The following is a 25,580-nucleotide window of genomic DNA, read 5'->3' on the forward strand; positions in this document are numbered from 1 at the left end:
TGAAAAGCATAGCGTTTTGGCGCTTTTGTGAAGTAACATAAGGGTTGAGGAAAAGAGTTCAAACCCCACCCCGGCCCTCCGCTAAATCAGGGAAGGGAGTTTTATCGGGAATTTTTGAAGAAAAACGGTATGGTTTTACCTGCGAAAACTCACTTCAGAATTTAAGCGGCTTCCTGCTTTTGGAAATTTTCTGCAATTGTTTTTAAAACAGCATTCAGATAAATGAAAATTGCTTCATTCGGGAATCGCAGCACTTTATAATTCAGTTGATGCAGGCGGGTATCTCTTTCTTTGTCGTTTTCAACCGCTTCGGTTTCAGCGTGATGAACGCCGTCTAATGCAATTATTAGCATTTCCGAAGCGCAATAGAAATCTACAATAAAGTTCTCGATGCTGTGCTGCCTGCGAAATTTTCTGCCCGGCAGTTGTTCATGGCGCAAGTATTGCCAAAGCGTTTCTTCGGCGGAAGTTTGATTTTTGCGAAGTTCCTGCCGGTTAGTTTTGGGATGAGGCAGGTTATGAATTTCGTATTTAACCATTGTTGCAAATTTTCGGCTGCAACGCTTTGGTATAAATGGGAGTTCCGCCCCAGCCCTCCCCTAATTCAGGGGATGACTTTGATCGGGAATGCGTATTGATGCTGTAAAATATAATGGTGTTTTCAGCGAAGCTGAAAAAGAAAAAATTCCCTCCCCTGAATTAGGGGAGGGCTGGGGCGGGGTCAAACCACTACATAGTGCGGGTCTTCCAGGATATTTACTTCGATCACGGCATCGGCATTTTTTAGAAGGGTGCGGCAGTCGGGGCTCAGGTGTTTCAGGAGTAACTTTTTGCCGGCTTTCAGGTAGCGTTCCGTTAGTTTGTTCAACGCATCTATGCCGCTCATATCCGCCACGCGGCTTTCTTTAAAATCGATGATGACTTCTTTCGGGTCACCTGCTACGTCGAATTTTTCGGTGAAAGCGGTAACAGAACCAAAGAAAAGCGGACCGTAAATTTCGTAGTGTTTCGCACCGCTGGAATCTACGAATTTTCGGGCGCGGATGCGTTTGGCGCTTTCCCAGGCAAAAACCAAAGCCGAAATAATTACACCGATCAGAACCGCCAACGCTAAATTATGCAGCCAGATCGTAATTACAGCTACCAGGATTCCCACAAAAATATCGTGTTTCGGCATTTTGTTTATGATCCGGAAACTGATCCATTCGAAGGTGCTGATCGCTACCATGATCATAACACCAACCAAAGCTGCCATCGGTACATTCTCGATAACCGGCGCACCCACCAGGATGATGGCTAAAATAGCAAGCGCTGCTACTACTCCGGAAAGTCTTGCTCTTGCGCCGGCACTTAAATTTACCAGCGTTTGCGCGATCATGGCGCAGCCGCCCATGCCAAAGAAAAAACCGTTCAGAATGTTAGCGCTGCCCTGCGCCACGCATTCTTTATTGCTATTACCCCGGTTGCCCACTATTTCGTCTACCAGGTTCAGCGTGAGCAAACTTTCGGTTAAACCCACGCCAGCCATAATTAACGCATAAGGGAAAATGATCTGCAGCATTTCAAACGTAAGAGGCACTTGCGGAATATGGAAAGGAGGGAAACCGCCGCTCACCGAGGCAATATCTTTTACCGTTTTTGTATCGATGCCCAAGCCCATTACCAACGCAAAAATTACGATGATGGCTACCAGGGAAGGCGGAACGGCTTTGGTGATCTTCGGGAGGAAAACGATAATGGTAATGGTTAGCGCTACCAGGCCCAGCATGGTATAAAGTGCCGGACCGGCAAGCCAAACCGTTTCGCCATTTACCACCGTTTTGAATTGCTCCAGCTGGCTCATGAAAATAATTACGGCCAGGCCATTTACAAAGCCAAACATAACCGGCTGCGGCACCAGTCTGATAAATTTCCCTAACTTAAATACGCCCACCAGAATTTGCAGTACGCCCGCCAAAGCCACCGCCGCAAACACGTATTCTATGCCGTGGCTTTGCATTAAGGCAATTAAAACGATCACCGTTGCGCCTGCGCCACCCGAGATCAAGCCCGGTCTTCCACCGAAAATCGCCGTAATCAAACCCATAATGAAAGCAGCGTATAAGCCAACCAATGGTGGAAATCCGCCTAAAATGGCAAAAGACAGCGATTCCGGCATCATGGTCATGGCTACGGTTAGCCCGGCCAGGATCTCGGTTTTGTAATTGATATTTTTAAAACTTTGTATAGTGAAATTCATAATAAAAAAGAAATGCTATGCCACGGCGCTCAAAAAGTAATGGCGCCGGGTTAAATTATTGCGGAATAAGTTTTCAGGGATTTTTGAAGCAGGCAAACGCAACGGCCGGGATGCCGTGCAAAATGAAAGCCAGAAAGCAAGGGAAATCAGTGGGGAGCAGAAGCCATGCGACTGGTTTGGGTTTTTGTGGCTGCAAAAGTAAGGATTAATGCTTGTTTTAGAAAGTAGTGCCTACGGCTGCTTGCTTTATGTTGCTTCCCGGGTCTTCTGTTTCCGGAAAAGATAGTAGCCGGTTTTCAACCAAAAACAGTTTCCGGTTGTTTTCAATAAAATAACAACCAGGAATGAAGCAATGCTGTTGCCGGTTTAAATTTTCTCTTGAAGCCAATATCCAACTACCAGATACCAATATCACATTAGCCATGAAAAAATTCTTCTTCTTTTTATTCCTGCTCCCTTTCAGCTTCAGTGCCTGCGGCCAGAAGCAGGAGCCCCGAAACGCTATGCAGAACGGGCAAAAAAGTCCGGGTTATAAAGATATCAGGATCACGAAAAGCTCAAAAACCGGGCGCGATACGGTGATTAAAACCGATGCGGAATGGCGGAAACAGTTAAGCCCGGAGCAATTTGAAGTGACCCGCCGCAAAGGTACCGAAACGCCTTTTCGCAATAAGTATAACGCCAACAAACAAGCCGGCATTTACAAATGTATTGGCTGTGGTTTAGACCTTTTCCGTTCCGAAACCAAATTTGAAAGTGGTACCGGCTGGCCTAGCTTTTACGATAAGATCGGCAACAACGTAACCATAGGAAAAGACAACAGTATGGGCATGACCCGCGACGAAGTGGTTTGTTCCCGTTGCGGCGCGCATTTGGGGCACGTTTTTAACGACGGTCCGAAACCCACCGGCCTGCGGTATTGCATGAATTCGGCTGCGCTGGATTTTGTGAAGAAATGAAACAAAAAACATTTAAACAGTGCGTTTCATTTCGTTTAAATATTCCTTGAAATATAAGTATTTTAATAAACCATTTGTGCTGCAGTAATTTCAACAGCCCGGGCGCAGGAACTACCAACAATAATCTGGACAGGAGCGTAAAGCCAGAGAAAATAGTTGCAGATGGAAACCGCAGGAAAATTGTTCGAAAAATTATTGAAGTTGCCGGCCGTTGGGGCGCTGGGTTTTTGTTTTGTGCTGGCTTGCTCTACTGTTAAAGAACAGGGCGAGCCCGAAATAACGGCTGCACCCACCGAAATTACCAACGATGTGCAACGCCAGATTATTTACGAACAAGGGTCTGAAAGAACCATCCGGCAAAATGCTAACCCCATTCCCACCGGCGACCAATTGCAGTTAAATGAAAAAGCGAGCGAAATAAACCGCAAGAAAAACATTGAAGAAGGCAGTAACCCCAACGCTCCTTCTAATACCCCAACCGAAGAACGCCCGCGGCAAATGCGCAATGTGGGGAACGATACCATTGCCAGGTAAAGCCTGAACAGCAATGCTTTAAATCTAAAAACCCGGCTTTAAAAATTAAAGGCCGGGTTTTTTATTGGTTTACTCTAAAATGAGGTTTATTCTACTCCGGTAGTTTCGTTGCTCGCAGAAGAAGGAACGCTTTCGGAGGAAGCAGCCGGACGGCGGCCACGTCCGCGGCCCGTAGCGCTGGTAGTAGTTTTAGTGCTGCGCGTAGAAGTGGCGCGGGTGCGGGCAGCCGTAGTAGCTGCGGCCGGTTTCCGGCCCCGGGTTGTGCCACCGGTAGTTTTGGCAGCTGTGGCCGTACTGGTTTTTCTGCCGCGTTTTGGTTTGGTTTCGCCGGCCAGCTCTTCAAATTGCTCGGAGATCGGTTCCAGCATTTCTTCGTTCACGTAATCGGAGCCTTCTTTAAATTTGCGTTTTGCATCTTTAATCAGGCTTTTCAGCGTTTTTTTGCTGTCTTTTTTCAGTTCTTTAATAGCCTTTTTCAGCTTTTTATCCATATCGCGCTCCAGTTTTTTGGTAGCGGCGGCCAGCGATTTTTTGCCGGTTTTCTTCTTTGCTGTTTTTTTATCGGAGCTTTTGGCGCCCTTTTTATTTTCTTTTTTCATAGTAAGCGGTTATAAATAAATTTTAAGTTTTGCAGCTTTGCCGGAAATCCGGGCCTGAATAAGGTGTTAACGAATGAACCGTTAAATTTTAGATATTCAGATATTTAGATGAAGTAATATACGAGATTTCGAATGAAAAGGTAAATTAATTTAAGCCCAATTCGTGAAAATCTTTACTGGTTGGTTTGAAACACCGGCTGGTACATCTTTAAGTAAGGCCCAAAGTCTGAAAACGCTATGATTTCGGGCCTGAAAAGTATAACCTTTAGCAGCTTCATTCAGGTTGCTTTTTGTGTATCTTTGCACGTTTTTCAGAAATCCAAAAGCAGTTTTTTGCCCGGAAATCATAGCGTTTTTCACGCGGTTTCCCTTGCCAAAGCTTTAAGAATGCTGAAAAGTTTACTACGCAGAATTAAAACGAGGAGCAACGAAAATTCATTTTCAAATCTCCCAATCTCCCAATTTTCAAATTGAAAAGATGCAACCGAAAAGATATACCGTAACCGCCGCCCTTCCTTACGCCAACGGACCCGTACACATTGGTCACGTAGCCGGCGTGTATTTGCCCGCCGATATTTACGTGCGTTATTTACGCTCCAACAACCGCGACGTAAAGTTCATTTGCGGCTCCGACGAACACGGCGTTCCGATTACCATCAGGGCGCAGAAAGAAGGCGTAACGCCGCAGCAGGTGGTAGATAAATACCATAAATTAATGGGTGATGCGTTCCGCGATTTCAACATTTCCTTCGATATTTATTCGCGCACTTCCAACCAAACGCACCACGAAACTGCTTCCGGATTTTTCAAAAAATTGTACGAAGAAGGCAAGTTCGTAGAGCAGGTTTCGCAGCAGTATTTCGACGAAAAAAATCAGCAATTCTTAGCAGATCGTTACATTGTAGGAACCTGTCCGAAATGCGGCAACGAAAACGCGTACGGCGACCAGTGCGAAAGCTGCGGAAGTTCGTTAAATGCGACCGATCTGATCAATCCGAAAAGCATGCTTTCCGGTGAAAAACCGGTGATGAAGGAAACGAAACACTGGTATTTGCCTTTGGATCAATACGAAGGCTGGTTGCGCGAATGGATCGTGGAAGGTCACAAAGATGACTGGAAAACGAACGTTTACGGCCAGTGTAAAAGCTGGATCGATGGTGGTTTGCACCCGCGTGCCGTAACCCGAGATCTTGATTGGGGTGTACCGGTTCCGCTGCCCGGTGCTGAAGGAAAAGTATTGTATGTATGGTTCGATGCGCCAATTGGTTACATTTCTGCTACCAAGGATCTTACCGAAGATTGGGAGAAATACTGGAAAGATCCGGAAACCAAACTGCTGCATTTTATTGGCAAAGACAACATCGTTTTCCATTGCATTATTTTCCCGGCCATGCTCAAAGCGCACGGCGATTATATTTTACCAGATAACGTTCCCGCGAATGAGTTCCTGAACCTGGAAGGCGATAAAATTTCAACCTCAAGAAACTGGGCGGTTTGGTTGCACGAATACCTGGAAGAATTCAAAGGCAAAGGCGACGTGCTGCGTTACGTTTTATGCGCCAACGCTCCGGAAACCAAAGACAACGACTTCACCTGGAAAGATTACCAGGCCCGAAACAACAACGAACTTTTGGCCATTTTAGGCAACTTCGTAAACCGCGCATTGGTGCTCACGCATAAATATTACGAAGGCAAAGTTCCGGCCCGAAATGAACTGACCGAACTCGATAAACTGGTGCTTGATGAAATGTCGAAATTTCCGGCGTTGATCGCAGCTTCCATTGAGCAATATCGTTTTAAAGAAGCCTTGCAGGAAGTAATGAACCTGGCGCGTTTGGGCAATAAATATTTAGCTGAAACCGAGCCCTGGAAACTCATTAAAACCGACGCGGCCCGTGTTCAAACCATCCTGAATATTGCCCTGCAGATCTGCGGTTCGTTAACCATCGTAATGGAGCCGTTCCTGCCAACTTCTGCCAAAGCCTTAGCCGATATGCTGAACATTCACTTAGGCAAGTGGGAAGAAGCCGGCGCGGCGGAATACATTTTACCAAATCACCCGATCGGCGAAGCAAAGCTGTTATTTGAAAAAGTGGAAGACGAAACGGTAGACAAACAGGTACAAAAACTGCTCGATACCAAAACCGCTAACCAACTGGCCAACGCGCAAGCCGCACCTTCTAAAGAGAACATCAGCTTCGACGATTTTCAGAAAATGGACATCCGGATCGGTACCATTTTAGAAGCCGAAAAAGTAGCCAAAACCAAGAAGCTTTTAAAACTGAAAGTTGATACCGGCATTGATCAGAGAACGATTGTAAGCGGTATTGCGGAACATTTCGTGCCGGAAGCAATTGTTGGTCAGCAGGTAGCCGTTCTGGTGAATTTAGCGCCACGCGAGATCAAAGGAATCGAAAGCCAGGGCATGATCTTAATGGCCGAAAATGCGGACGGCAGTTTGAAATTTATGCAACCGTCGGCGGTTGTGAACAACGGCAGCTCCGTGAGTTAATTCGTAAACTGAAGGGACCGGCAATTCATATTATAAATTTAAAAAGCAGCACGGAATTAATTCTGTGCTGCTTTTTTTATGAACTTCTCCAAATAAAAACGATGTGCTTTCGGTCGTAAAAAGTCGGGGTTAACCCGCTGCCTCGGCTTGCAACTTCGGAACTAAAAAGTAAAAACCAGCTGCCGCCACTACACTCATGCCACCCAACACATACCAAAGCGTTTCAAACCCGAAATCGGCAATAATGTTGGTGCCCAGATAGGGGCTGATCACGTGCGCGGCGGAATAGGAGAGGGTGTACAAGCCCATGTAAGAACCGCGGTTGAAATTGTTGGAGCGCTGCACCGTAATGGTAGCCATAAAGGGCATGGCCAGAATTTCGGAAACGCTCAGAATAGCCATGGCCACGTAGAGAATAAAATGGCTTTCGAATAGGTTCAGAATTACAAAGGAAAAGCCCATAATAAGCGTGCCCAAAGCCATTAAATGCCCCAGCTTGAATTTGTCGCCGATGAGGTAAACCACCACCATTTCCAGCGAAAAAACCAGCAGTCCGTTCAGCGCCAAAAGCAAACCAATGCCCGATTCGGATAGCTCGTAAACCTGCCGGTAATAAATGGGCAGGGTGGTGAAGAACTGGAAAAATGTAGTGGCAAACATGCAGCTGAGTAAAGCAAACAACACGAATTTCACATCGGTATAAGGCGAACGGACTTTGGTAGTTTTTTGCCCCTTTTCCCTAGCGTTTTCAATGGCATTTTCGGGAGTGTTTTCTGCGGAATTAAGGTTGGTATTTTCTGAAACGGCCGGCTTTTGCTGCTTAAAACCTCTGCGGCTCCGGAAGTAAAAGTAAAAGAAAATTCCTGCCGAAAAACAGGTAATGGCATCGCCTACAAACAACCAGCGGTACGAAATACTGGCCAGCAATCCGCCTAGCGCCGGACCAATGGAAAAGCCCAGGTTGCTGGCCATCCGGTTCAAAGAAAAAGCCCGCGTTACGTTTTCCGGCTTCGCATAATAACTCACCGACGAGGCATTGGCCGGCCGCAGGCATTCCGCTACCAGGCTCAGAAAAAAGATGCCAACCGCAATGCTTTCGAAGGTTTGTAACTGAAGCATGACCAGGAACATGCCGCTGCTCAGAAACAAACTTCCCAGCTGCACCTTGAAATGCCCGATCTTATCGGTAAGCCAGCCACCCATAAAAGCCCCGCAGGTTGCGCCCAGCCCGAAAATACTCATGATAATACCGGCATCTTTCAGCTTAAAACCCATGGCTTCGGTCAGGTACACACTCAGGAACGGCACCACCATGGCTCCGGCCCGGTTTACGAACATGATGAGCGCCAGCATCCAGGAAGCCTGCGACAGGCCGCCAAACGCGTTGCGGTAAAGATTGATAACCTGGGACATTTTCGGGTGGAGATTTTAGCGGGGCAAAGGTACGAATTTACCCAACCCGGCGGCTAAAAACGGGGGAGGTGATTTTGGTTTCTCCTTTGAAAAAGTTGTTGTGGTGGAAGTGAATTTTTGAAGCTCGAAAATCAACCACCCCCGGCCCTTCCTTGAAAAGGAGGGGAGCCTTTCGGTGTTGCTTTCTTTGAGTTTTTGGTGCTTAAAGTATAGCGTTCTTCCGCTTTGTAAACTATGAAAATGAAACCACAGAAACTCCTACTGAAAAATATTCAGGCTACAAACAAGCTCCCCGCCTGGACAGGCTACAATTAGGACACAAAATGAAAAAGAATGATCAAAGGCTTAAAAACCACAAATTTCAGCTATTAATGTCATCTCGACGTCAGGAGAGATCTCATCCGGTTGGTAGGAGTTTTTATTCTGGCTTTACTACCAATCCGATGAGATCTCTCCTGCCGTCGAGATGACCGAATGATTGTTTTGTGTCCTAATCATAGCGCCTGGACAGGAGGGGTTGGGGTGGTTGACCTTCCAGGGCTGAAAAGCTCGAAGTAGCAGAGGAGTTTTATCTGGAATTTTATCAACAATAAAGCCGCTGGAGAAAATCTCCAGCGGCTCTTTCATTTTGTTAATCAACAATTAACAATCAACAATTAATTAGCTTTTGCTTTCGGTTTGTTACTCCACCAGCCCTGCTTTTTCTGCTTTGGTTTACTGGTATTGCTTGAATTCCGGAACTGCGGCTTACCGGGCTTTTGCGGAAGCGGAACGGCAGTAACCTGTAAGTGCGCTGCGTTGTGCATTACGTACGGATGCTCTTCCACTACCGGAATCGCGCGGTTGATCAGTTTGTTGATGTCGCGTAAATACTGGTGCTCTTCGGCATCGCAGAAAGATAAGGCAATACCAGCGTTGCCGGCGCGACCGGTACGGCCGATCCGGTGTACGTAGGTTTCCGAAACGTTTGGCAGTTCGTAGTTAATTACGTGGCCCAGTTCTTCCACATCAATACCGCGGGCAGCAATATCGGTAGCAACTAAAATGCGGGTTGTTTGCTCTTTAAAGTTGCTCAACGCGCGCTGACGGGCATTCTGGCTTTTATTACCGTGAATGGCTTCAGCCGAAATACCGGCTTTTACGAGGTCTTTTACCACCTTATCGGCGCCGTGTTTGGTGCGGGTAAATACCAGCGCAGTTTTAATGGCCTTATTCTCTAACACGTGGATCAGCAGGTTCTTCTTGTCTTTTTTATCGACGAAGTAAACGGCCTGGTTAATGGTTTCGGCGGTAGAAGAAATTGGGGTTACTTCCACTTTTTCCGGGTTTACCAGCATGGTATCGGCCAGCTTGATGATCTCCGGAGCCATGGTAGCCGAGAAGAATAAACTCTGGCGTTTGGTTGGCAGCTTGGCAATTACCTTTTTCACGTCGTTCACAAAGCCCATGTCCAGCATGCGGTCGGCTTCGTCTAAAACGAAATGGGTGATGTGGTTCAGGTTGATAAAGCCCTGGTTCATCAAGTCGAGCAGACGGCCCGGCGTTGCCACCAGGATATCGATGCCGTTGCGTAATGCGTCGGTTTGTGGTTTCTGACCCACGCCGCCAAAAATAACGAGGTGTTTCAGGTTCAGATTTTTGCCGTAGGCCTTAAAGCTTTCCTCGATCTGGATAGCCAGTTCGCGGGTGGGAGTTAAGATCAGGGCTTTGATGCGGTTTTGTCCGCGGGCCGGCGTTGGCAGCGCAGCAAGGTGTTGCAAAATAGGAATGGCGAAAGCCGCCGTTTTTCCAGTACCCGTCTGGGCGCAACCCAGCAGGTCTTTTCCTTCCAGTAAAAGCGGAATAGCTTGTTGCTGAATAGGCGTAGGGTTGGTGTATCCTTCGGCTTGTAACGCCGTCAGGATAGGGGCAATCAGGTTTAAATTCTCAAATGTCATTAAAGATTTTTGGTTGTAATTGCAGCCTGAAGCAGGATAAGGGCTGAAGCCGCGATCGGATGTTGTGAAGGAGGTTCACTTTACTTAAAGGCATCCTTCGGGTTGGTACTATTTGTACTGGAGGTATAACCCCAGTTCCGCCGTAACAATTCAATTATCGGGTGATATTGTTGGAGAAGTGGCGGGGTGGTTTTGTAATGCGTAAAGGTAGGGGTTTTATATTTCCTATACTAATATCGGCCTTTACGCTTATTATCACAATTGGTTAAGAAATTCTGAAATACTTCTTTCATTAGTTACTTCCTCCTTTGTAGATTCAATATCTTCAAACTCATGCCAATTATGATCTAATTCTTCATCAAAATGGAAGCTTTGTAATGCTGGAATTTGCCATTTCGAAGCCACAAAATATTCGCCATCAATTAATGCAGCCCTGATTTTTGCGCTTATAACTTCAAGAGGAATATTTTCCGGGTTGCTGAAAATAATATTGCCGAACTGCTTGTAATTACCTGCATCTCGGTACAAGTAGCTTAGTTGAATGTTAAGGTTTGAATCTGACATTGTTGTGGTATTCCAAGAAATCTGGTTCAGGTAAGAATTTGGTAGGTAGGATTATTTCCTGTTCATCATACTTTAGAAAATAATCCTGAATAGAAACTTCTTTATTTTGTTTCTTTAAAGTAGATGAAATTTTGATCTTATAATTTGGTGTAATCGTCAATAAACCAGCTTCAAAAGCTTTATCATGAAGGGCGTTTATTATTATTCCGTTTCGAGGATTTAATCTATTGTTTTCGTCAATACCCCAAGGGCGAATATGGCCAGCAATTAAGAGGGAAGAATCTTTTAAACCGGTTATGCAACAGGTATTATTATAAGCAGCTAAGCAGGTTTTTCGAAAGAAGTTTTGGTTCACTCTAACCTTAACCAGTTGTTCTCTTTCTTTACCTTCTTTCGGTAATTCCTCTTCCTCAATATTGTTTATTTCTTCAACCGTTGAATGTTCAAATTGGGCCAATAATTTTTCGCTTTCAAAAGGAAGAATATCCCAATGTTGGTAAAATTCATTCCAGATTTCCTTGTCTAATTTGCTGGCATTTGAAGCACCTTTTATGCCTCTTGCTTGTAAACTAGGGTCAAGGCTAGCAAAATTCACCAATTTAAAAGCAATAGAGCCTGGAGTACGTCCGATTAACCGCGCCAGTTTAATTATTTCGGGATTGGTGCTATGTAATTTACCAAAAGGCAATTTGCAATATAAATTAATTGCTAAAATTAATTCTTCTCTTGTCCAAAGACTTTGCCCTTCTTTCATTAAGTTGTTTTTTGAGAAATGAGTTTATAGTTACTCATAAGATTAAAGAAAGAACTAAAAACTAATTCATATTAACCGGTATTCTCTTTATTGTGACAGTTGGTTCTTTTATAGTTTTGTTTACGTATTGAGGCGTTATTACTGGTTCTTTAATTTGTCTTTCTATGTACTTTTTATAAACTGATACAGCTACTACTTTTACAGTTACATTAATTTCATTATGGAAATTATCGTTATGTAAACCTAAATAAAAAGTACCTTGTAAAGGAATGTCTTTTCTCCCATATCCAGATACTCCATTGCCTTTATCAAAATACCTGAAACCTCCATTATCGAAACTTCTAATAAAAATTTGTGCGTCATTTAAAGTTGGCAGAAAATAATAACCAACGTTGCTGCCTGCGTTTCCAGTTGGCAAAAAAGCAACTTGATTTAAAGCAAGTCCAATTAATGGATTGCCGGTGATATCTGCTAAGGAGCCAGCAGCCTGAAGATATTTTTTCTTATTTGACTCAAAGGCAATATGGCCTTCTTGGCCAACGCCAATCCAATAAGCCCAAGAAATTACTTCTTTTGATTCTAAGGAAGAAATTTGGTTAGTTGGTAAAGTAATAGTTAATATTGATTCACTTGGTTTGCCAATTGTAGTTCCGGCAGCAATTTGTTCATTTTTACTAAATAGTTCTTGAGCAATTGTATCTATTTTAATTAGCTCTTTCTTCGCTAAATATTTGAAAGTAGTATCGTACCTAGTAATTTCTTGTTTTGTAATTGTCGTAAAAGTGGTATCTGTAATTTGCTTCCAAGTAATGCTTGTGTTGAAACTTGATGTAGAAGCATTTGCAGGTATCCGTGCAATTTTAAATGAGCAAATTCGTTGACCAATAGCTGAATTGGTAAATTTAAAAATATATACTCCCCGCTTATTTATTTTAAATCGTTTGGAAGTATTTGAAATTTGAGTACCTGAGAACTTAATAGTGTTAGGATATTCAATTATCTCAAGCTGCTTAACCTCTTTCTTATTATTCTCTGAAAAAGTGAATATTAATTCGTCACCTTCTTCAAATCCATAAAAATATTCTTGGAAACCTAAACCAGGCACTTTTACAGATAAATCTGCAACTTCTATTTCGCTTGATTGGGCTAAAAGAAAGTTGGAAATCAATATGAAGAAGAAAGTGCTTAAAAGGCGTTTCATAGGAATAGTTAAAATTTAACAGTGTGTAAATATAGATATTTCATTTTAATAGCAAATAGATTCTATTTAATATTTACAAAAACCACTAACCTTAAAATGGCTTAATTGTTTATTAAGCTTTCGTTTTTTAGAGCTTTTCTCTGTTGTTTTTTTTCTCATTTCCATTCGTGTCGAAAAAAGCGCTGAAATTCGACATGAGTTGCTAACGTGTCGAAAACTCCGGTTTTTTTGTGCACGTTCCCTGCCGTTTTCCTACTTCGTATTATAAAAATTCATCGTTCGTTCAATCCCAATTGCGCCAAATGAAATTGCCATTTCTCCGGTTTTTTCAATTAAGCCCGGCAGGTCAATTTGTTCGTCGGCGGAGAAGGGGCTGAGTACGTAATCTACCTGGCGGCCTTTCGGGAAGTTAGCTTCCACGCCGAAGCGGAGGCGCGGGTATTCGTTATTGCCGAGGGTTTCTTCAATGTGTTTCAGGCCGTTGTGGCCGCCGGCAGAGCCTTTGCTGCGCATCCGCAATTTACCGAACGGAATTGCCAGGTCGTCAGTGATCACGAGCATCTGGCTGGCCGGAATTTTAAGCGTACTGAGCCAGTGTTGTACGGCTTTGCCGCTCAGGTTCATGTAAGTGGTAGGCTTTACGAGCGTAAAAGTGCGGCCTTTGGTTTTTATTTCCGTTACAAAGGCATGACGGCCGGTTTCAAAGGTGGCGTCGTGTTTTTGAGCCAGGTGGTCGAGCACCATAAAACCAATATTATGGCGGGTATTGGCGTATTCGGGGCCGATGTTGCCGAGGCCTACGATCAGGTATTTCATATCGGTGGGTTCCGTTTCGGAAGTTTCCTTTTTAGGCTGGAATAAGTTGAATAGACTTTTGAGCACTTCCGGTGGGTTGGGTTTAGTAAGAATACAAAATTAAGGTTTGTTTCGGAAATGGCTGCCTAAAGGCAATGGTAATGTGTCTTGCCAATAATTTCATTGCCGTCTGCTTTAGCTGAGGGTTTTCAGGGCAGAAACGGTAGCGTTTTGCAGTGAAAAACGGTATGGATTTAAGCTTAAAAAGTGCCGGAGAAACCCAGCAGATCTAACCTCCCCCTTGCCCCTCCAAACGGGGACTTATCAGACATGCGCAGATTTTTTGTAGAGCTATTAAATCCTGAAAATCCTTTCATCCCTTAAATCGTGTTCAGACAAAAAAAGCTCCTGCCTTCCGAAGAAAACAGGAGCTTTTTGAAAAGATCGGGCAGATGCCGGGAAGACTATTTCTCGTTGGCAGCTTGCTTCAGTGCACGTGGGATGGTTACGGTTGCAACCGGGGCAGATGGGTTGGTCAGGATCGTGTAGTTTTTCGCTTCGATCTTGCTAACTTTTACTGATTTACCCAGTTCCAGGTCAGAAATGTTTACTTCTACGAAATCTGGCAGGTTAGCCGGAAGGGCTTTCACTTTCAGTTTACGTAGTTTGCTAACCAGTTTACCACCGGCCAGAACGCCCGGAGAAACACCGATGTAACGAACCGGCACATCCATTTTAACTTCTTTGTTGTCGTTCAGCTCCAGGAAATCTACGTGCAGCAGCATTTCGTTTACCGGGTGGAACTGAGAAGCCTGTACTACAGCTTTATATTCATCACCTTCAATGTTCAGGTTTACCTGAGCGGCTTCCGGTGAGTATAATAAGTCACGGAACATGATCATGGGAGCATGGAAATGCACCTGTTTCTCGCCGCCATAAAGTACACATGGTACCATAGCTTCGGCGCGCAGGTCTTTCGACTCCTTTTTACCGAGATTTGCTCTTTTAAACCCTATAATCTCTAACGTTTTCATAAAAATTGTTTTTAAAAATGTAAGTTATATTGCTAATATGTATAGCCTTGTTAATTTGTTAAATGGCTTAATTGTTAAATTGTTGATTTGGTTTTTCTGAAGTTTAACCATTAAACAATTTAACCATGCAACCATTTAAATAAAGAGTGAACTGATCGAATCGTGGGTTACCACGTTGCTGATGGCACGGGCAAACAGATCAGAGAAGGTCAGCACTTTAATTTTCGGAGATTCCTGTTTCAACGGAATGGTGTCAGAAACTACCAGTTCTTCCAATACAGAATTCTCGATGCGTTCGTAAGCCGGCCCGGAAAGCACTGCGTGAGTAGCAATGGCCCGTACCGATTTAGCACCTTTATCTTTAATTAGCTGTGCAGCCGTGGTCATGGTACCGGCTGTATCGATCATATCATCTACCAGCACTACGTCGCGGCCTTCTACGTTACCAATTACCTGCATCGAGGCGATCTCGTTGGCGCGGGCCCGGTGCTTGTCGCAAACCACAATGTCAGAACCAAAGTTCTTGGCGAACATGCGGGCGCGGCCTAAACCTCCAACGTCCGGCGAAGCAAAGATCAGGTTGTCGCCTAGGTTCAGACTTTTAATATACGGTACAAAAATGGCCGAACCATCTAAGTGATCTACCGGGATATCGAAAAAGCCCTGGATCTGACCGGCGTGTAAGTCGCAGGTCATCAGGCGGTCGGCGCCCACGCTTTGAATAGCGTTGGCAATTACCTTAGAACCAATGGAAACGCGCGGTTTATCTTTGCGGTCCTGGCGGGCGTAGCCGTAATACGGCATTACCACAATTACTTTGTGAGCCGAAGCGCGCTTGGCCGCATCAACCATCAGCATCAGTTCCAGCAGGTTATCGGCTGGCGGAAAAGTAGACTGAATGATGAAAACTTCCGCACCGCGAATCGATTCATTAAAATGCGGAGCCATTTCGCCATCGCTGAATTTGTATAAGGTAGCATCGCCCAGGTTGGTGCCATAAGCAGTGGCTACTTTTTCAGCAAAATATTTAGAAGCGGTACCGGAAAAAATTTTAACCTGTGGCATAACGGGAGAGTGCGTTAATTCTGGTTTTGTTGTTTGAGTGAATGAAGCCGCAAAATTAGGGATAAAAAGCCGGAATAAAAACCGAATACCAATATTTATTCCTGAAAATCAGAACTTTGGGCATAAAAAAAGCCCCGAAGAATTTCGGGGCTTTTGCGTTGTCCGACCAGGTTTCGAACCTGGACTCTTCTGAACCAAAATCAGACGTGTTGCCAGTTACACCATCGGACAATCTTCGTTTCAGCGGGCGTTGCCGTGATTCGATGTGCAAATGTAGTAAGGATTTTTAAACCTGCAAAAATATTTTTGAAAAAAAATGACAAAAGTTGCCATTGCAAGGCTTAAAGGCTGATTTTGAGGAAAATATAACGCCAGCTATTTTAAGAAAAATGTCAGAACCGCTACTTAACAGCTTAGAAGGGCAACTGAGCAAATATTTTCTGCAGGCATTCTGAGTTTTTCGACTGAAAAGAGTAGCGTTTTGCCCGTATATTCGATCAGTGCCGGGCAAACTTTCTCCTAGCTCTGAGTATGCGGCAAGTTGCGCTCCGTTAAACTGGCGGCATACTCAGGGGATTTATAAAAAAAGTAGCGCAGGAATTAATCCCTGCGCTACTTTTAAAAAGTCCTGATACTTGCTACCAGGTACTTGCTGCCAATTTAATTCGCCATGATCTCGCCTAAAGCGTTGTCATAAACGTGCTTCATGTCTGAAGTCTGGTGCCAGGTTTCGCCGTCTATTTCGCAAACGCCGGAAGTAACTTCGCCTAATAACGTAAAACCGGTATTTTTAGACTTCAGCATTTCCTCAAAAGCCGCTTTTTGTTCAGCTTTCACCGAAACCACTACGCGGCTCTGGCTTTCACCGAACAGGTACGCATCCTTGCGGAAATCGCTATTCGTTTTGATCGAAAAACCTAAATGCTTCGGCATGGCAGCTTCCAGTAAAGCAATGTACAAACCACCGTCGGAAACGTCGTGGGCGGAAGTGATGGCTTTAGATTTGATAAGTTCTTTAATTGTGTTCTGCACTTTGTATTCTTCTTCCAGGTCGAAATGCGGCGCCGGAGAAAGGGCTACTTTCTGGTAAGAATACAAATACTCCGAACTGTTAATGTCGTTTTGCGCTTCGCCAACCAGGTAAATTAAGTCCCCGGCTTTCTGGAAAGCCAAGGTCATCGCGTTCGACTTATCTTCCAGTAAACCTAACATACCAATAGTAGGCGTAGGGAACACCGGACCTTCGTCGGAAGACTGGTTGTAGAAACTCACATTACCGCCGGTTACCGGGGTTTCGAATTTTTCGCAGGCTTTTTTCATGCCTTTAATGGCGCCTACAAAGTGCCAGTAAACTTCCGGAACGTACGGGTTGCCAAAGTTTAAGCAGTTCGTAATGGCTAGCGGTTCACCACCCGAGCACACAATATTCCGGGCAGCTTCCGCTACCGCAATGGCCGTTCCTTCTTCCGGATCAGCATTTACGTAGCGGCTGTTGCAATCTACTTTAATGGCAATGGCTTTGTTGGTGCCTTTGATTTTCACGATTGCTGCGTCCGATGGCATGTTCGTAGTCATCGTAGCAGTTCCTACCATGGAATCGTACTGCTCAGAAACCCAACGGCGGGAACAGATATTCGGGTGCGAAACCAAATGCTCGGCGATCTTTTTAAATTCTTCCAGACTTTTTGGCTCTGAAACGCTATCGATCTTGAATTTCTTCGTTTCCTGGAAATAAGCCGGCTCGCGGTATTCGCGGTGATAAACCGGAGCGCCACCACCCAGAACCAGATCATCAGCCGGTACATCCGCCACCAATTCGCCGTTCTGGAAATAAGTCAGGCGCTTGCTGTCGTTTACCACGCCAATTTGTTCGCAATAAAGATCCCACTTATCGCAGATCTTTTTAATAGTAGCTTCTTCGCCTTTTTTCACCACGATCAGCATGCGTTCCTGAGATTCAGAAAGCAGAATTTCGAACGGTTTCATGTTTGGCTGACGGGTAGGGACTTTGTCTAACCAGATCTCCATGCCGTGCTCGCCTTTGGCGCTCATTTCGGAAGTAGAGCAGGTAATACCTGCCGCGCCCATATCCTGCATGCCAATTACGCAACCAGATTCGATCACGTCCAGCGTAGCTTCCAGTAATAATTTCTCCTGGAACGGGTCACCAACCTGCACGGATGGAAGGTCGTTCGCTGAATCTTCGGTAATATCTTTAGATGCGAAAGCCGCGCCGTGAATACCGTCTTTACCGGTGGCGGAACCTACGATGAAAACCGGATTGCCTACGCCGTAAGAAGTTGCGGAAACCGTTTTTCCCGATTCCACAATACCCGCCGAAAACGCGTTTACCAGCGGGTTAATATTGTACGAAGGATCGAAGAATAACTCGCCGCCCACGGTCGGGATTCCGAACGCGTTGCCGTAATCGCCGATGCCTTTTACCACGCCTTTCAGCAGGCCTTTGGTTTTATCTTTGGTAATATCGCCGAAACGGAGGGAGTTTAATTGCGCAATCGGGCGGGCACCCATGGTAAAAATATCGCGGTTAATACCGCCTACGCCGGTTGCTGCGCCCTGATAAGGCTCGATGGCGGAAGGGTGGTTGTGGCTTTCAATTTTAAAGGAACAAGCCAGGCCGTCGCCGATGTCTACTAAACCTGCGTTTTCTTCGCCGGCTTTGGCCAGCATTCTTGGCGAATCTTTCGGCAGTTTTTTCAGCCACACAATGGAGTTCTTATACGAACAGTGCTCACTCCACATTACCGAGAAAATACTCAGCTCAGTAAAATTCGGCGTGCGGCCCAGAATGGATTTAATTTTTTCGAACTCTTCTTCTAACAAGCCAAGTTGCTTGGCAGTTTCTACGGTAGTCAGGGTTTGTTCCACAGGAAATTGGTGAAATGATGATGGTGCAAAAGTACGCTTTTCTGCAGATATGTGCCTAATACAAAACTGCTTTTCCCGGAAATGTGCGTGTAACTAAAGCTGTGCGACCGAAAAGGCTATGGTTTTTAAATGAAAAAGTAAGAAGTTGGCTTCCCGCCGATCCGTTACACTTTAAAAAACGCTATGCTTTCCGGCATAAAAAGTGAAACCCCGCTCCATAAAAGAGCAGGGTTTCGGGAAAGTGTGAGAGTAGATTTTATTTACTCCTTCTTGTACCGGCCGGAAATTTTTATTGTTTCACTATTTTTTTAGTGAACGAATTTTGCGCGCCGCTTACCTGCACCAGGTAATAACCAGCCGGCAATTCGCTTATCGGAATGGTGAGTTGCAGGTTATTCCTGCCGTTCAGGTTTGCCTGTTTTACCAGGTTGCCGGCCAGGCTAAAGATCTGCAGCTTTTCCAGGCCCGCGCTTTCATGCAGCGAAACCGTAATTTCGGAAGTGGCCGGAACCGGGTAAACAACTAATTCAGTTTGCACGGCAGTGGTATTTTTTACGGCTACAATTTTAGAGTATTCGGTAGCGCCGTCAAAGTCGGTTTGCTTTAAGCGGTAATAGTTAGTGCCTTGGGCCGGTCTTGCATCGGTAAAGGTATAGTGCTGGGCGGCGTTGGTGGTGCCGTTGCCTTTTACCGTGCCAATAGTTTCGAATTTGCGGCCGTCAAGGCTTCTTTCCACCAGGAATTTATCGTTGTTTTTTTCCGAAGCCGTGGCCCAGTGGAGTTCAGTTTGCTTGTTTACCAGTTTACCCGTAAAGGAAGTTAACGTAACCGGAAGCGGCGCCGGAGCGGTTTTCCAGCTGAAGCTGTTGATGGCGATGCCCTGGTTGCCCGCAGCTGCATCGAGGTTGTTGTAAGTAAACACGATGCGGTCTACCGGCTCCGAGAATTTCACGGTTACGTTGCCGTTGGTCGAATTAGTGGCTACGTTTGTGCCGTTGGCCACCGCCTGAACCAGATTGCTGCCTTCCACAAATTCGTTGTAGCTCGTCGTGATCACGTCTTTTTTCTGGAGTTGCACCAGCGTAGAGCCCTGGTAACCTTCTATTTTTATCGCATCGAAATACTGGCCGGCATTACGGTCTACATCGAACATGGTAAAGGTAAGGTCTGAAACCGCTTTACCGAACGTGGTAGTTATTGTTGTGCCCCTGGTGGTAGTGGCGCTGTTCTGGATCAGGGTAAGCGTGCGGGTAGGGTTTTGAAAAGTAGCATCTGAAAGCACGGCAGTGGTCAGGTTTACGCCGCTGGCCGTTTGTTTGCTGAAACGCATGCTTACGCCTTCGGTAGTATAAGGATTGGCAGCAGTCGGCGAAGAAACCACGAACGGGTCTTCGTTATTCGGGCGGTCGTTCCAGTTCTGGCTGCTGATGCCTTCGTCCGGGGTGCCGGTAATTTTAAGATCGTCTATAAAGTAAGAACGGCCGTTGGAAACAGCAACTGTCCAGCGCAGATAAAGGTTTGCGGCTTGGGCGGCAGCAACCGGCAGGTTAATTTCGGTTCCGCCGTTAACAGCAGCCCAGGTGCCGTTAGCCGGTACGTCGTTAAAACCAGCTACGGTTGTATAGTTTAAGCCATTGGTGCTGTAAGCCAGCGCAATCGTATTTGTGTTGTTGGCTTTTCGCGCGTTCCAGGAAATTTTTATGTTGTTGTAGCCCGCTGTATTTAGGCCGCTTAAATAAAACGTGGTAGTGGTAGCAGGAGAATAAGCAGCCGTGGCCAGGTAGCGCCCACCGGATGCACCCGTGGTAGTGTTAGGGCTGGCAGTAGCGCTAACCCATGAATTGTTAACGGTAACCATATTGTTTACTGTACCGCTGAAGTTTTCGCTGTAAAGTAAGGTTTGCGCCTGTGCATAGAAATTTGCGGCTAACAGAATTGTGATAAGTGATAAAAGCTTTTTCATAACGATGGGCCTTTCTGTGGTACTATTTTTATTTAGTGATATGACAAAATTAAAGCGCACCTCAGCCTTCCCGGATTTTATTCGATGAAAGGGCTTATTTACCGGTTAAACTTTTTGCCATTCCCGATGAATGCAGTTTTTAAATGGGTATAACATTAAGCGGTAATTAATTGGCTTAGGCTGGAATTTACGTTAGCAAGGAAATGATCAAACATGTGTGCATTATTTTAAAGAATGCGCAAACTTTTTTTCGGCTTAAAAGCCACCAGAGCGGCGTCAGGATGGTTCTGGCGCGGCTTTTTACCGCATTCAAAGACTTTTTAATACCAATAGGATAGCGTTTTCGTCAGTTTATGGGGCAGCATTCCGGAAAGTTCAGGCAGAAGGATATTGAAGATCCCGGGAATAAAGGAAAGCCGCAACTGCAGAAAAAACGCTATGCTTTTGGCTTCAAAAACCCGAATGCAGCTTTCCGGAAACAAAAAAAAGCAGACCAACGGCCTGCTTTTTAATAAGCTTCCAGCACAAGCTGGTTCAGACTCCCACTTTTTAATTAATGCATGATCAGTTTGCGGGTAGCGCTGCCGGCCGCACCGTTAATTTTCAGTATATAAATACCTCTGGCCAGATCGGTTAATTCGAGTTGCACATTACCGCCCGCTACAATTTGTTCCCGGATAATTTTACCCGCCAGGTCCGTAATTTCGAGGGTGTATTTTTGGGTAGAAGCCGGTAAGCGCAGGTTGAAGATCCCGGAAGAAGGATTCGGATAAACTACTACCAGGTCTTGCAGTATATTTTCTTTCGTGCCGTTGGTCGGGTTGCCTGATACGCGCACGTTGTCTATTAAATTGGCCGTGCCGTTGCCGTTGGCATAACTTTCTTTCACGCTGCTTTCCAAACCAATTTGCATCGTGCCCTGGCTGATAAAAGCAGTAAGCAGAATTTTAACGTGCTGCCAAATGGCTGGCCCACCTCCAAATGGCGGACGGTAGGTAGCGCCCACCTGGTTGCCGTTTACCGTTACCCGGAAATTGGTATTCACATTGGCTATTTTAAACAACTGTTTCAGCTCGAATTCCAGCCAGAGCGAATCGGTAGGCAGGAAGCCGGTTGGAGTAAAGCAGAAATAAGCGCCCGCAAAGTTTTCCGGGTTTTCGAGCCACGGGTCGATCGTTCCGCCCGGAATCGTCCAGCTGGAATCGGCAAATCCTTCCATGATCATGCCTTTGCTTCCCGCGCCGAAACTGGCTCCCGCACCGTCGGTAATAGCCGAAAGCGCATGGGTGCGGAGCTGCATGCCATTCAGACTGCTGGCCGCCGTCTCAAAATCAAGCATGAAAGGCAGGCTGGCGTAAAGCGCGTTATTCTGGTAATGCACCAATGTGTCGTTCGTGTGGTCCGGGTCATTGGTTGCGCCGGCAATTACCCGGATCTGGTGGTTGCCAACAGTCGTTAAATTGGCGCCGGCCGGGAACGTGAAATTGGTTTTAGCCCCGCCTGCAATTGGCCCGGCAAACATCGCCGAAACCGGATTCCCGCCATTTACCTGGAACTGCATGCTCACATTCGCGATCGGGGTGCTGCCCAGGTTTTCCAGTTCAACTTCCACTTTTTCGTTCGGGCCATAGTTGCAGTGGTTAGCCAGCGGAATAAATTTATTCACGGCCAGGTTGTTGGTATTATCCACGATCCGCACATCATCAAAAGCAAAACCGTCGTCCTGCCCCCAGCTGTTGGCTCCAAATGCGATCCGGATCTTCACCGAAGGTTCACCCGCCAGGTTATCGAGTTTGTGTTTTACGGTAACCCAGCCGTTGCTGCCTTTATCGGCGATGGTGCCGGTCCAGCCGCGCGCCATGTAATTGGTCTGGCCGCCCGGTTGCGCGTAGATCGAAGAATCGTTGTACCAGTTCAGCGCATCGCCCATTTCGCCCACGTTCTTCCAGGTCAGGCCGCCATCGGTAGAAGTTTGTAAAACGGCGCCATCGATGTTGGTCTGGGCATTCCACCACACTTTCATTTCAATGTCCGGGTCGCCGGTCAAGGCCGAGAAATTAAAGCAGGGACTCATGACGTAAGAATCTTCGCTGGCATTGTATTCCCCGGTCAGGTTGGTTACCCAGGAATTCGTGCCGGATGCTGCGGAATTGATAACGGTTTTTGCCGGAGTGCCCAAAGCCCAGGAACTGTTGCTGCCGCCCGCTACCCAGCCGCCGTTACCGGCATCGAAATTCTGGAAATAGGGCAGGGTTGCAATAACTTGCTGGTTAAAAGTAGAGTCTTGCATAACGTTGTTGATGGTGTCGCCGTCGCCGGCTGCGTTAGCAGCAACGCTTACGTTGTGCTGGCCGGCCAGGCTGAAGTTGGCTTTGGTGCTGAAGCAGAACTGCGCTACCCCGCCGGCCGGAATAGTGCCCGTAAACATTTCGGTAACTACCGGAGCGCCGTTTACCTGGTAGGTTACCGGGAAGTTGCTCTGGGCTGAAGTGCCCACGTTCATCAGGGTCATGCAAACATCCGAAGCTGGCGATAAGCTGCAGCCCGGGGCGGGTAATTGCAGGGCAAGCACTTCCAGATCAGTAGCTGCCAGGTTAAAGAATTTCAGGTCGTCTAAAGCAATTTCGCCGGCCGGGCCGTTTCCTGCTTTCGCCTTGAATTTGAGTTTGATGTTGCCGGAATAGCCTTGCAGGGAAATGATCTTTTTGCGCCAGGCATCGGTTTCCAGCATTTGCTGCGGCCCGGTTAAAGTAAACAGGTTTGCCCAGGTAGCGCCGTTATTGGTAGAAACCTCTACCTGGAATTTATTGATGTCAGCGCCCGCCATGTGGTACCAGAAACTAAAGCCGGGACTCGTTAAACCTGTCAGATCAATACAAGGGGTGATCAGTTCGGTGCTGTCGCCGGCTGCGCTTCCCACCGGGGCGTACATGTATTTGCCACTGGCATTGCCCAGGGTGTGGTCGGCTACCGGTCCGCTTCCCTGCCAGGGCGTTGGGCCATTGGCTACTTCCCAGCTATACGGGTAGAAGAGCGCAGTGCCGGTTGTCAGCGTCCAGCCGGGCGGAATGGTGCCTGGCACGCCAACGGGGTAGGTTTCAAAATCTTCTACGTAGGGAAATCCGGAGATCGGGTTGAAAATGAAAACGGTATCGGCCAGGCTGTTATTGGTCAGGAAAGTATCTCCGGGCAAAGCAGTGGATACCAGGAATTCAAAGTTGCCGCTGGAGTTGAGGTTGGCCGGAGTTGGGAAGGTATAGTTTACCGAAACGCCGGAAGCCAGTGAACCGGTAAAAACGCCGGTGATGGCGGCTTTACTCCCGATCTGGTACGAAACCGGGATGTTGGTTTGGGTAGCGCTGCCGAAATTTTTGATGGTTACCGTTACGTTTTCCTGCGCGCTGGCGCCGCAATTGCCCGAAACCGGCGCCACCAGCGCCGTGATGCCGACATCGTTAGCCGGGTTTTCGTAGATCGCAATGTTGTCGAAAGCAAAGCCGTCGTCGGTTAGAAAGTTGTTGTCAGAGGCAAAAGCGATCCGCAGTTTTACGTTCGACTGGCCGCCTAAACCCGTTAACAGGTGTTTTACCGTTACCCAGCCATTGCTGCCGGTGTTTATAAAATTCATGTTAGAGCCCGACCAGCCGCTTTGCTGACCGCCTGGATTTGAACTGATGCTGTTGTGGTTGTACCAGTTATCGGGATCGCGGAAAGCACCTACCGTTTGCCAGGTTATGCCGTTGTCTATAGACGATTGCAGTACGGCCCCGGCGGCACCGTCTACCGCATTCCACCACACTTTCATGGTAAGTAATGGCGAAGTAAGGCTGCTCATATTGAAGCACGGACCTAATACCTGGGAATTTTCTCCGGAATTATAGTTGCCGGTAAGGCCGGTAACCCAGGCGTTTGCGCCGGAAGCCGCCGAGTTGATCGTGGACTTTGCCGGGGTGCCCAGCGCCCAGGAACTGTTTACCCCGCTTGTCAGCCAGCCGCCGTTGCCGTTCTCAAAATTCTGAAAATACGGATAAGCAGCTATGGTAGGAATGGCATGTACCAGGGTGTTTATGGTGTCGTTCCCGTGGTCGCCGTCTGAGGGCAGGCCGGTATAAACCACGAGCGGATAAGTGCCCGGGGTAGCTAAATTTACTTTCGCATTAAAGGTGTAAACCAAAACATCCTCGGAAAGCATGTTGGAGGTAATGACTTCGGTAACGGGCGGGTTATTGCCGAGCCGGTAGGTTACCGGAATAGCATTCTGGGCCAGCAAACCGAAATTTTTGATCATGACCGATACGCTTTCCTGGTTGGTGGAGCCGCATTTGGAAACGGGGCTGGTTATGGACAGGATGCCGGCATCGTGGTTCGGGGTTTCGTAGATCTGCACATCGTCGAAGCCGAAGCCGTCGTCTTCGTAATAAAGATCGGAAGCAAAGGCAATTCTTAAACGCACCGAAGCCTGGCCGCCTAAACCGTTGAGTTTGTGCTTGGCCCTTACCCAGCCGCCGCTGCCATTGCCCGGCGAAGAGCCCACGCGGCCCGTCCAGCCCTGGTTGTTAAAAACGGGCGGCTGGCTGCCCGGCACGGAAGCGATATTATTGGAATTGTACCAGTTATAAGGGTCGCCGTAATCGCCAACGCGTTGCCAGGTTAAGCCGCCGTCTATGGAAGATTGCAACACCGCGCCGTCGCCGTTATTCTCGCTGTTCCACCAGATCTTCATTTCAATTACGGGCGCGGTAAGGCCGGTTAAATTGAAGCATGGACTTACTACGTAGGAATTTTCGCTGGCATTATTGGGACCGGTCAGGCTCGTGATCCAGGAGTTGGAATCGGAGGCGGTGTAATTCATGTATAATTTGCCGGTGGGGTAGCCCAGGGCCCAAGAAGAATTGGGGCCGCCGCTAGTCCAGCCGCCAGGGCCGGACGCAAAATGTTCTACGTAGGGGAACGTAGTAATGGGGGTGCTGCAGGCCGGCGCCTGGCTCTGCGCGAACCGGGCGCTAAGTAGCAACAGCAGGAGTAAACAGTACTTTCTCATAAAAACGTTATTGAATTGAGGGTTGTTGGTGGCGGAAACGGGCAAAAGAGAACCAAAAACGAACCCGACTTCTTAAGGCTG

Annotated in this window: 18 protein-coding genes and 1 tRNA gene; 3 read left to right on the forward strand and 16 right to left on the reverse strand. The window is 46.8% G+C overall.

The window, feature by feature from the left end:
- Nucleotides 1-161 precede the first annotated feature (161 nt).
- Together I5M27_RS17885 and I5M27_RS17890 are read right to left on the reverse strand one after the other, a co-directional pair.
- A complete protein-coding gene (locus I5M27_RS17885; RefSeq protein WP_200507759.1) occupies nt 162-539 on the reverse strand; it encodes an endonuclease domain-containing protein in 378 nt (125 codons plus the stop codon).
- Nucleotides 540-721: 182 nt separating this feature from the next.
- Nucleotides 722-2,239 carry a SulP family inorganic anion transporter gene (locus I5M27_RS17890; protein ID WP_200507760.1) on the reverse strand — a complete coding sequence of 506 codons (1,518 nt, stop codon included), beginning with the start codon at nt 2,237-2,239 and terminating at the stop codon, nt 722-724.
- 422 nt (nt 2,240-2,661) lie between these two features.
- Here I5M27_RS17890 and msrB point away from each other — a divergent pair, with 422 nt between their 5' ends.
- Entirely contained in the window at nt 2,662-3,198 is a 537-nt protein-coding gene (gene msrB / locus I5M27_RS17895) for a peptide-methionine (R)-S-oxide reductase MsrB (RefSeq protein ID WP_200507761.1), read from the forward strand.
- Between the two features lie 162 nt (nt 3,199-3,360).
- A complete protein-coding gene (locus I5M27_RS17900; protein WP_200507762.1) occupies nt 3,361-3,732 on the forward strand; it encodes a hypothetical protein in 372 nt (123 codons plus the stop codon).
- Between the two features lie 86 nt (nt 3,733-3,818).
- Here the strand turns inward: I5M27_RS17900 and I5M27_RS17905 are convergent, their stop codons facing one another.
- Entirely contained in the window at nt 3,819-4,331 is a 513-nt protein-coding gene (locus tag I5M27_RS17905) for a hypothetical protein (protein WP_200507763.1), read from the reverse strand.
- 478 nt (nt 4,332-4,809) lie between these two features.
- On the opposite strand from I5M27_RS17905, the gene metG reads away from it, so the two are divergent.
- Complete coding sequence (metG, locus tag I5M27_RS17910) at nt 4,810-6,843, forward strand: methionine--tRNA ligase (protein WP_234462595.1); 2,034 nt, start codon at nt 4,810-4,812, stop codon at nt 6,841-6,843.
- A 129-nt stretch (nt 6,844-6,972) separates the two neighbouring features.
- Here the strand turns inward: metG and I5M27_RS17915 are convergent, their stop codons facing one another.
- The 13 genes from I5M27_RS17915 to I5M27_RS17975 form a co-directional block, all read right to left on the reverse strand.
- Complete coding sequence (locus tag I5M27_RS17915) at nt 6,973-8,256, reverse strand: MFS transporter (RefSeq protein ID WP_200507764.1); 1,284 nt, start codon at nt 8,254-8,256, stop codon at nt 6,973-6,975.
- A gap of 432 nt (nt 8,257-8,688) precedes the next feature.
- Nucleotides 8,689-8,883 (reverse strand): hypothetical protein, encoded by a 195-nt coding sequence (locus I5M27_RS17920; RefSeq protein WP_200507765.1) that lies wholly within the window; start codon nt 8,881-8,883, stop codon nt 8,689-8,691.
- Between the two features lie 29 nt (nt 8,884-8,912).
- Nucleotides 8,913-10,193 (reverse strand): DEAD/DEAH box helicase, encoded by a 1,281-nt coding sequence (locus I5M27_RS17925; RefSeq protein WP_200507766.1) that lies wholly within the window; start codon nt 10,191-10,193, stop codon nt 8,913-8,915.
- 255 nt (nt 10,194-10,448) lie between these two features.
- Nucleotides 10,449-10,757 (reverse strand): hypothetical protein, encoded by a 309-nt coding sequence (locus I5M27_RS17930; RefSeq protein ID WP_200507767.1) that lies wholly within the window; start codon nt 10,755-10,757, stop codon nt 10,449-10,451.
- The gene (locus I5M27_RS17935; RefSeq protein ID WP_200507768.1) at nt 10,738-11,511 is read right to left on the reverse strand and encodes an HNH endonuclease; all 774 of its coding nucleotides are present in this window, start codon (nt 11,509-11,511) and stop codon (nt 10,738-10,740) included. The genes I5M27_RS17930 and I5M27_RS17935 overlap by 20 nt, the downstream gene beginning before the upstream one ends.
- A 61-nt stretch (nt 11,512-11,572) precedes the next feature.
- The gene (locus tag I5M27_RS17940; protein ID WP_200507769.1) at nt 11,573-12,712 is read right to left on the reverse strand and encodes a hypothetical protein; all 1,140 of its coding nucleotides are present in this window, start codon (nt 12,710-12,712) and stop codon (nt 11,573-11,575) included.
- Nucleotides 12,713-12,964: 252 nt separating this feature from the next.
- A complete protein-coding gene (gene pth / locus I5M27_RS17945; protein ID WP_200507785.1) occupies nt 12,965-13,528 on the reverse strand; it encodes an aminoacyl-tRNA hydrolase in 564 nt (187 codons plus the stop codon).
- Nucleotides 13,529-13,971: 443 nt separating this feature from the next.
- Nucleotides 13,972-14,541 (reverse strand): 50S ribosomal protein L25/general stress protein Ctc, encoded by a 570-nt coding sequence (locus tag I5M27_RS17950; RefSeq protein WP_200507770.1) that lies wholly within the window; start codon nt 14,539-14,541, stop codon nt 13,972-13,974.
- Nucleotides 14,542-14,676: 135 nt separating this feature from the next.
- Nucleotides 14,677-15,606 carry a ribose-phosphate pyrophosphokinase gene (locus tag I5M27_RS17955; protein WP_200507771.1) on the reverse strand — a complete coding sequence of 310 codons (930 nt, stop codon included), beginning with the start codon at nt 15,604-15,606 and terminating at the stop codon, nt 14,677-14,679.
- A gap of 158 nt (nt 15,607-15,764) precedes the next feature.
- Nucleotides 15,765-15,837: transfer RNA gene (locus I5M27_RS17960), tRNA-Gln, on the reverse strand.
- A gap of 429 nt (nt 15,838-16,266) precedes the next feature.
- On the reverse strand, nt 16,267-18,495 hold the full coding sequence (gene purL / locus I5M27_RS17965; RefSeq protein WP_200507772.1) for a phosphoribosylformylglycinamidine synthase subunit PurL: 2,229 nt from the start codon (nt 18,493-18,495) through the stop codon (nt 16,267-16,269).
- Between the two features lie 289 nt (nt 18,496-18,784).
- Nucleotides 18,785-20,458: a T9SS type A sorting domain-containing protein gene (locus I5M27_RS17970; RefSeq protein ID WP_200507773.1), complete on the reverse strand. Its 1,674-nt coding sequence runs from the start codon at nt 20,456-20,458 to the stop codon at nt 18,785-18,787.
- Nucleotides 20,459-21,011: 553 nt separating this feature from the next.
- On the reverse strand, nt 21,012-25,499 hold the full coding sequence (locus I5M27_RS17975) for a T9SS-dependent choice-of-anchor J family protein (RefSeq protein ID WP_200507774.1): 4,488 nt from the start codon (nt 25,497-25,499) through the stop codon (nt 21,012-21,014).
- Nucleotides 25,500-25,580 lie beyond the last annotated feature (81 nt).

The organism is Adhaeribacter terrigena, assembly GCF_016623615.1.
In the GTDB taxonomy this organism is placed as follows: domain Bacteria; phylum Bacteroidota; class Bacteroidia; order Cytophagales; family Hymenobacteraceae; genus Adhaeribacter_A; species Adhaeribacter_A terrigena.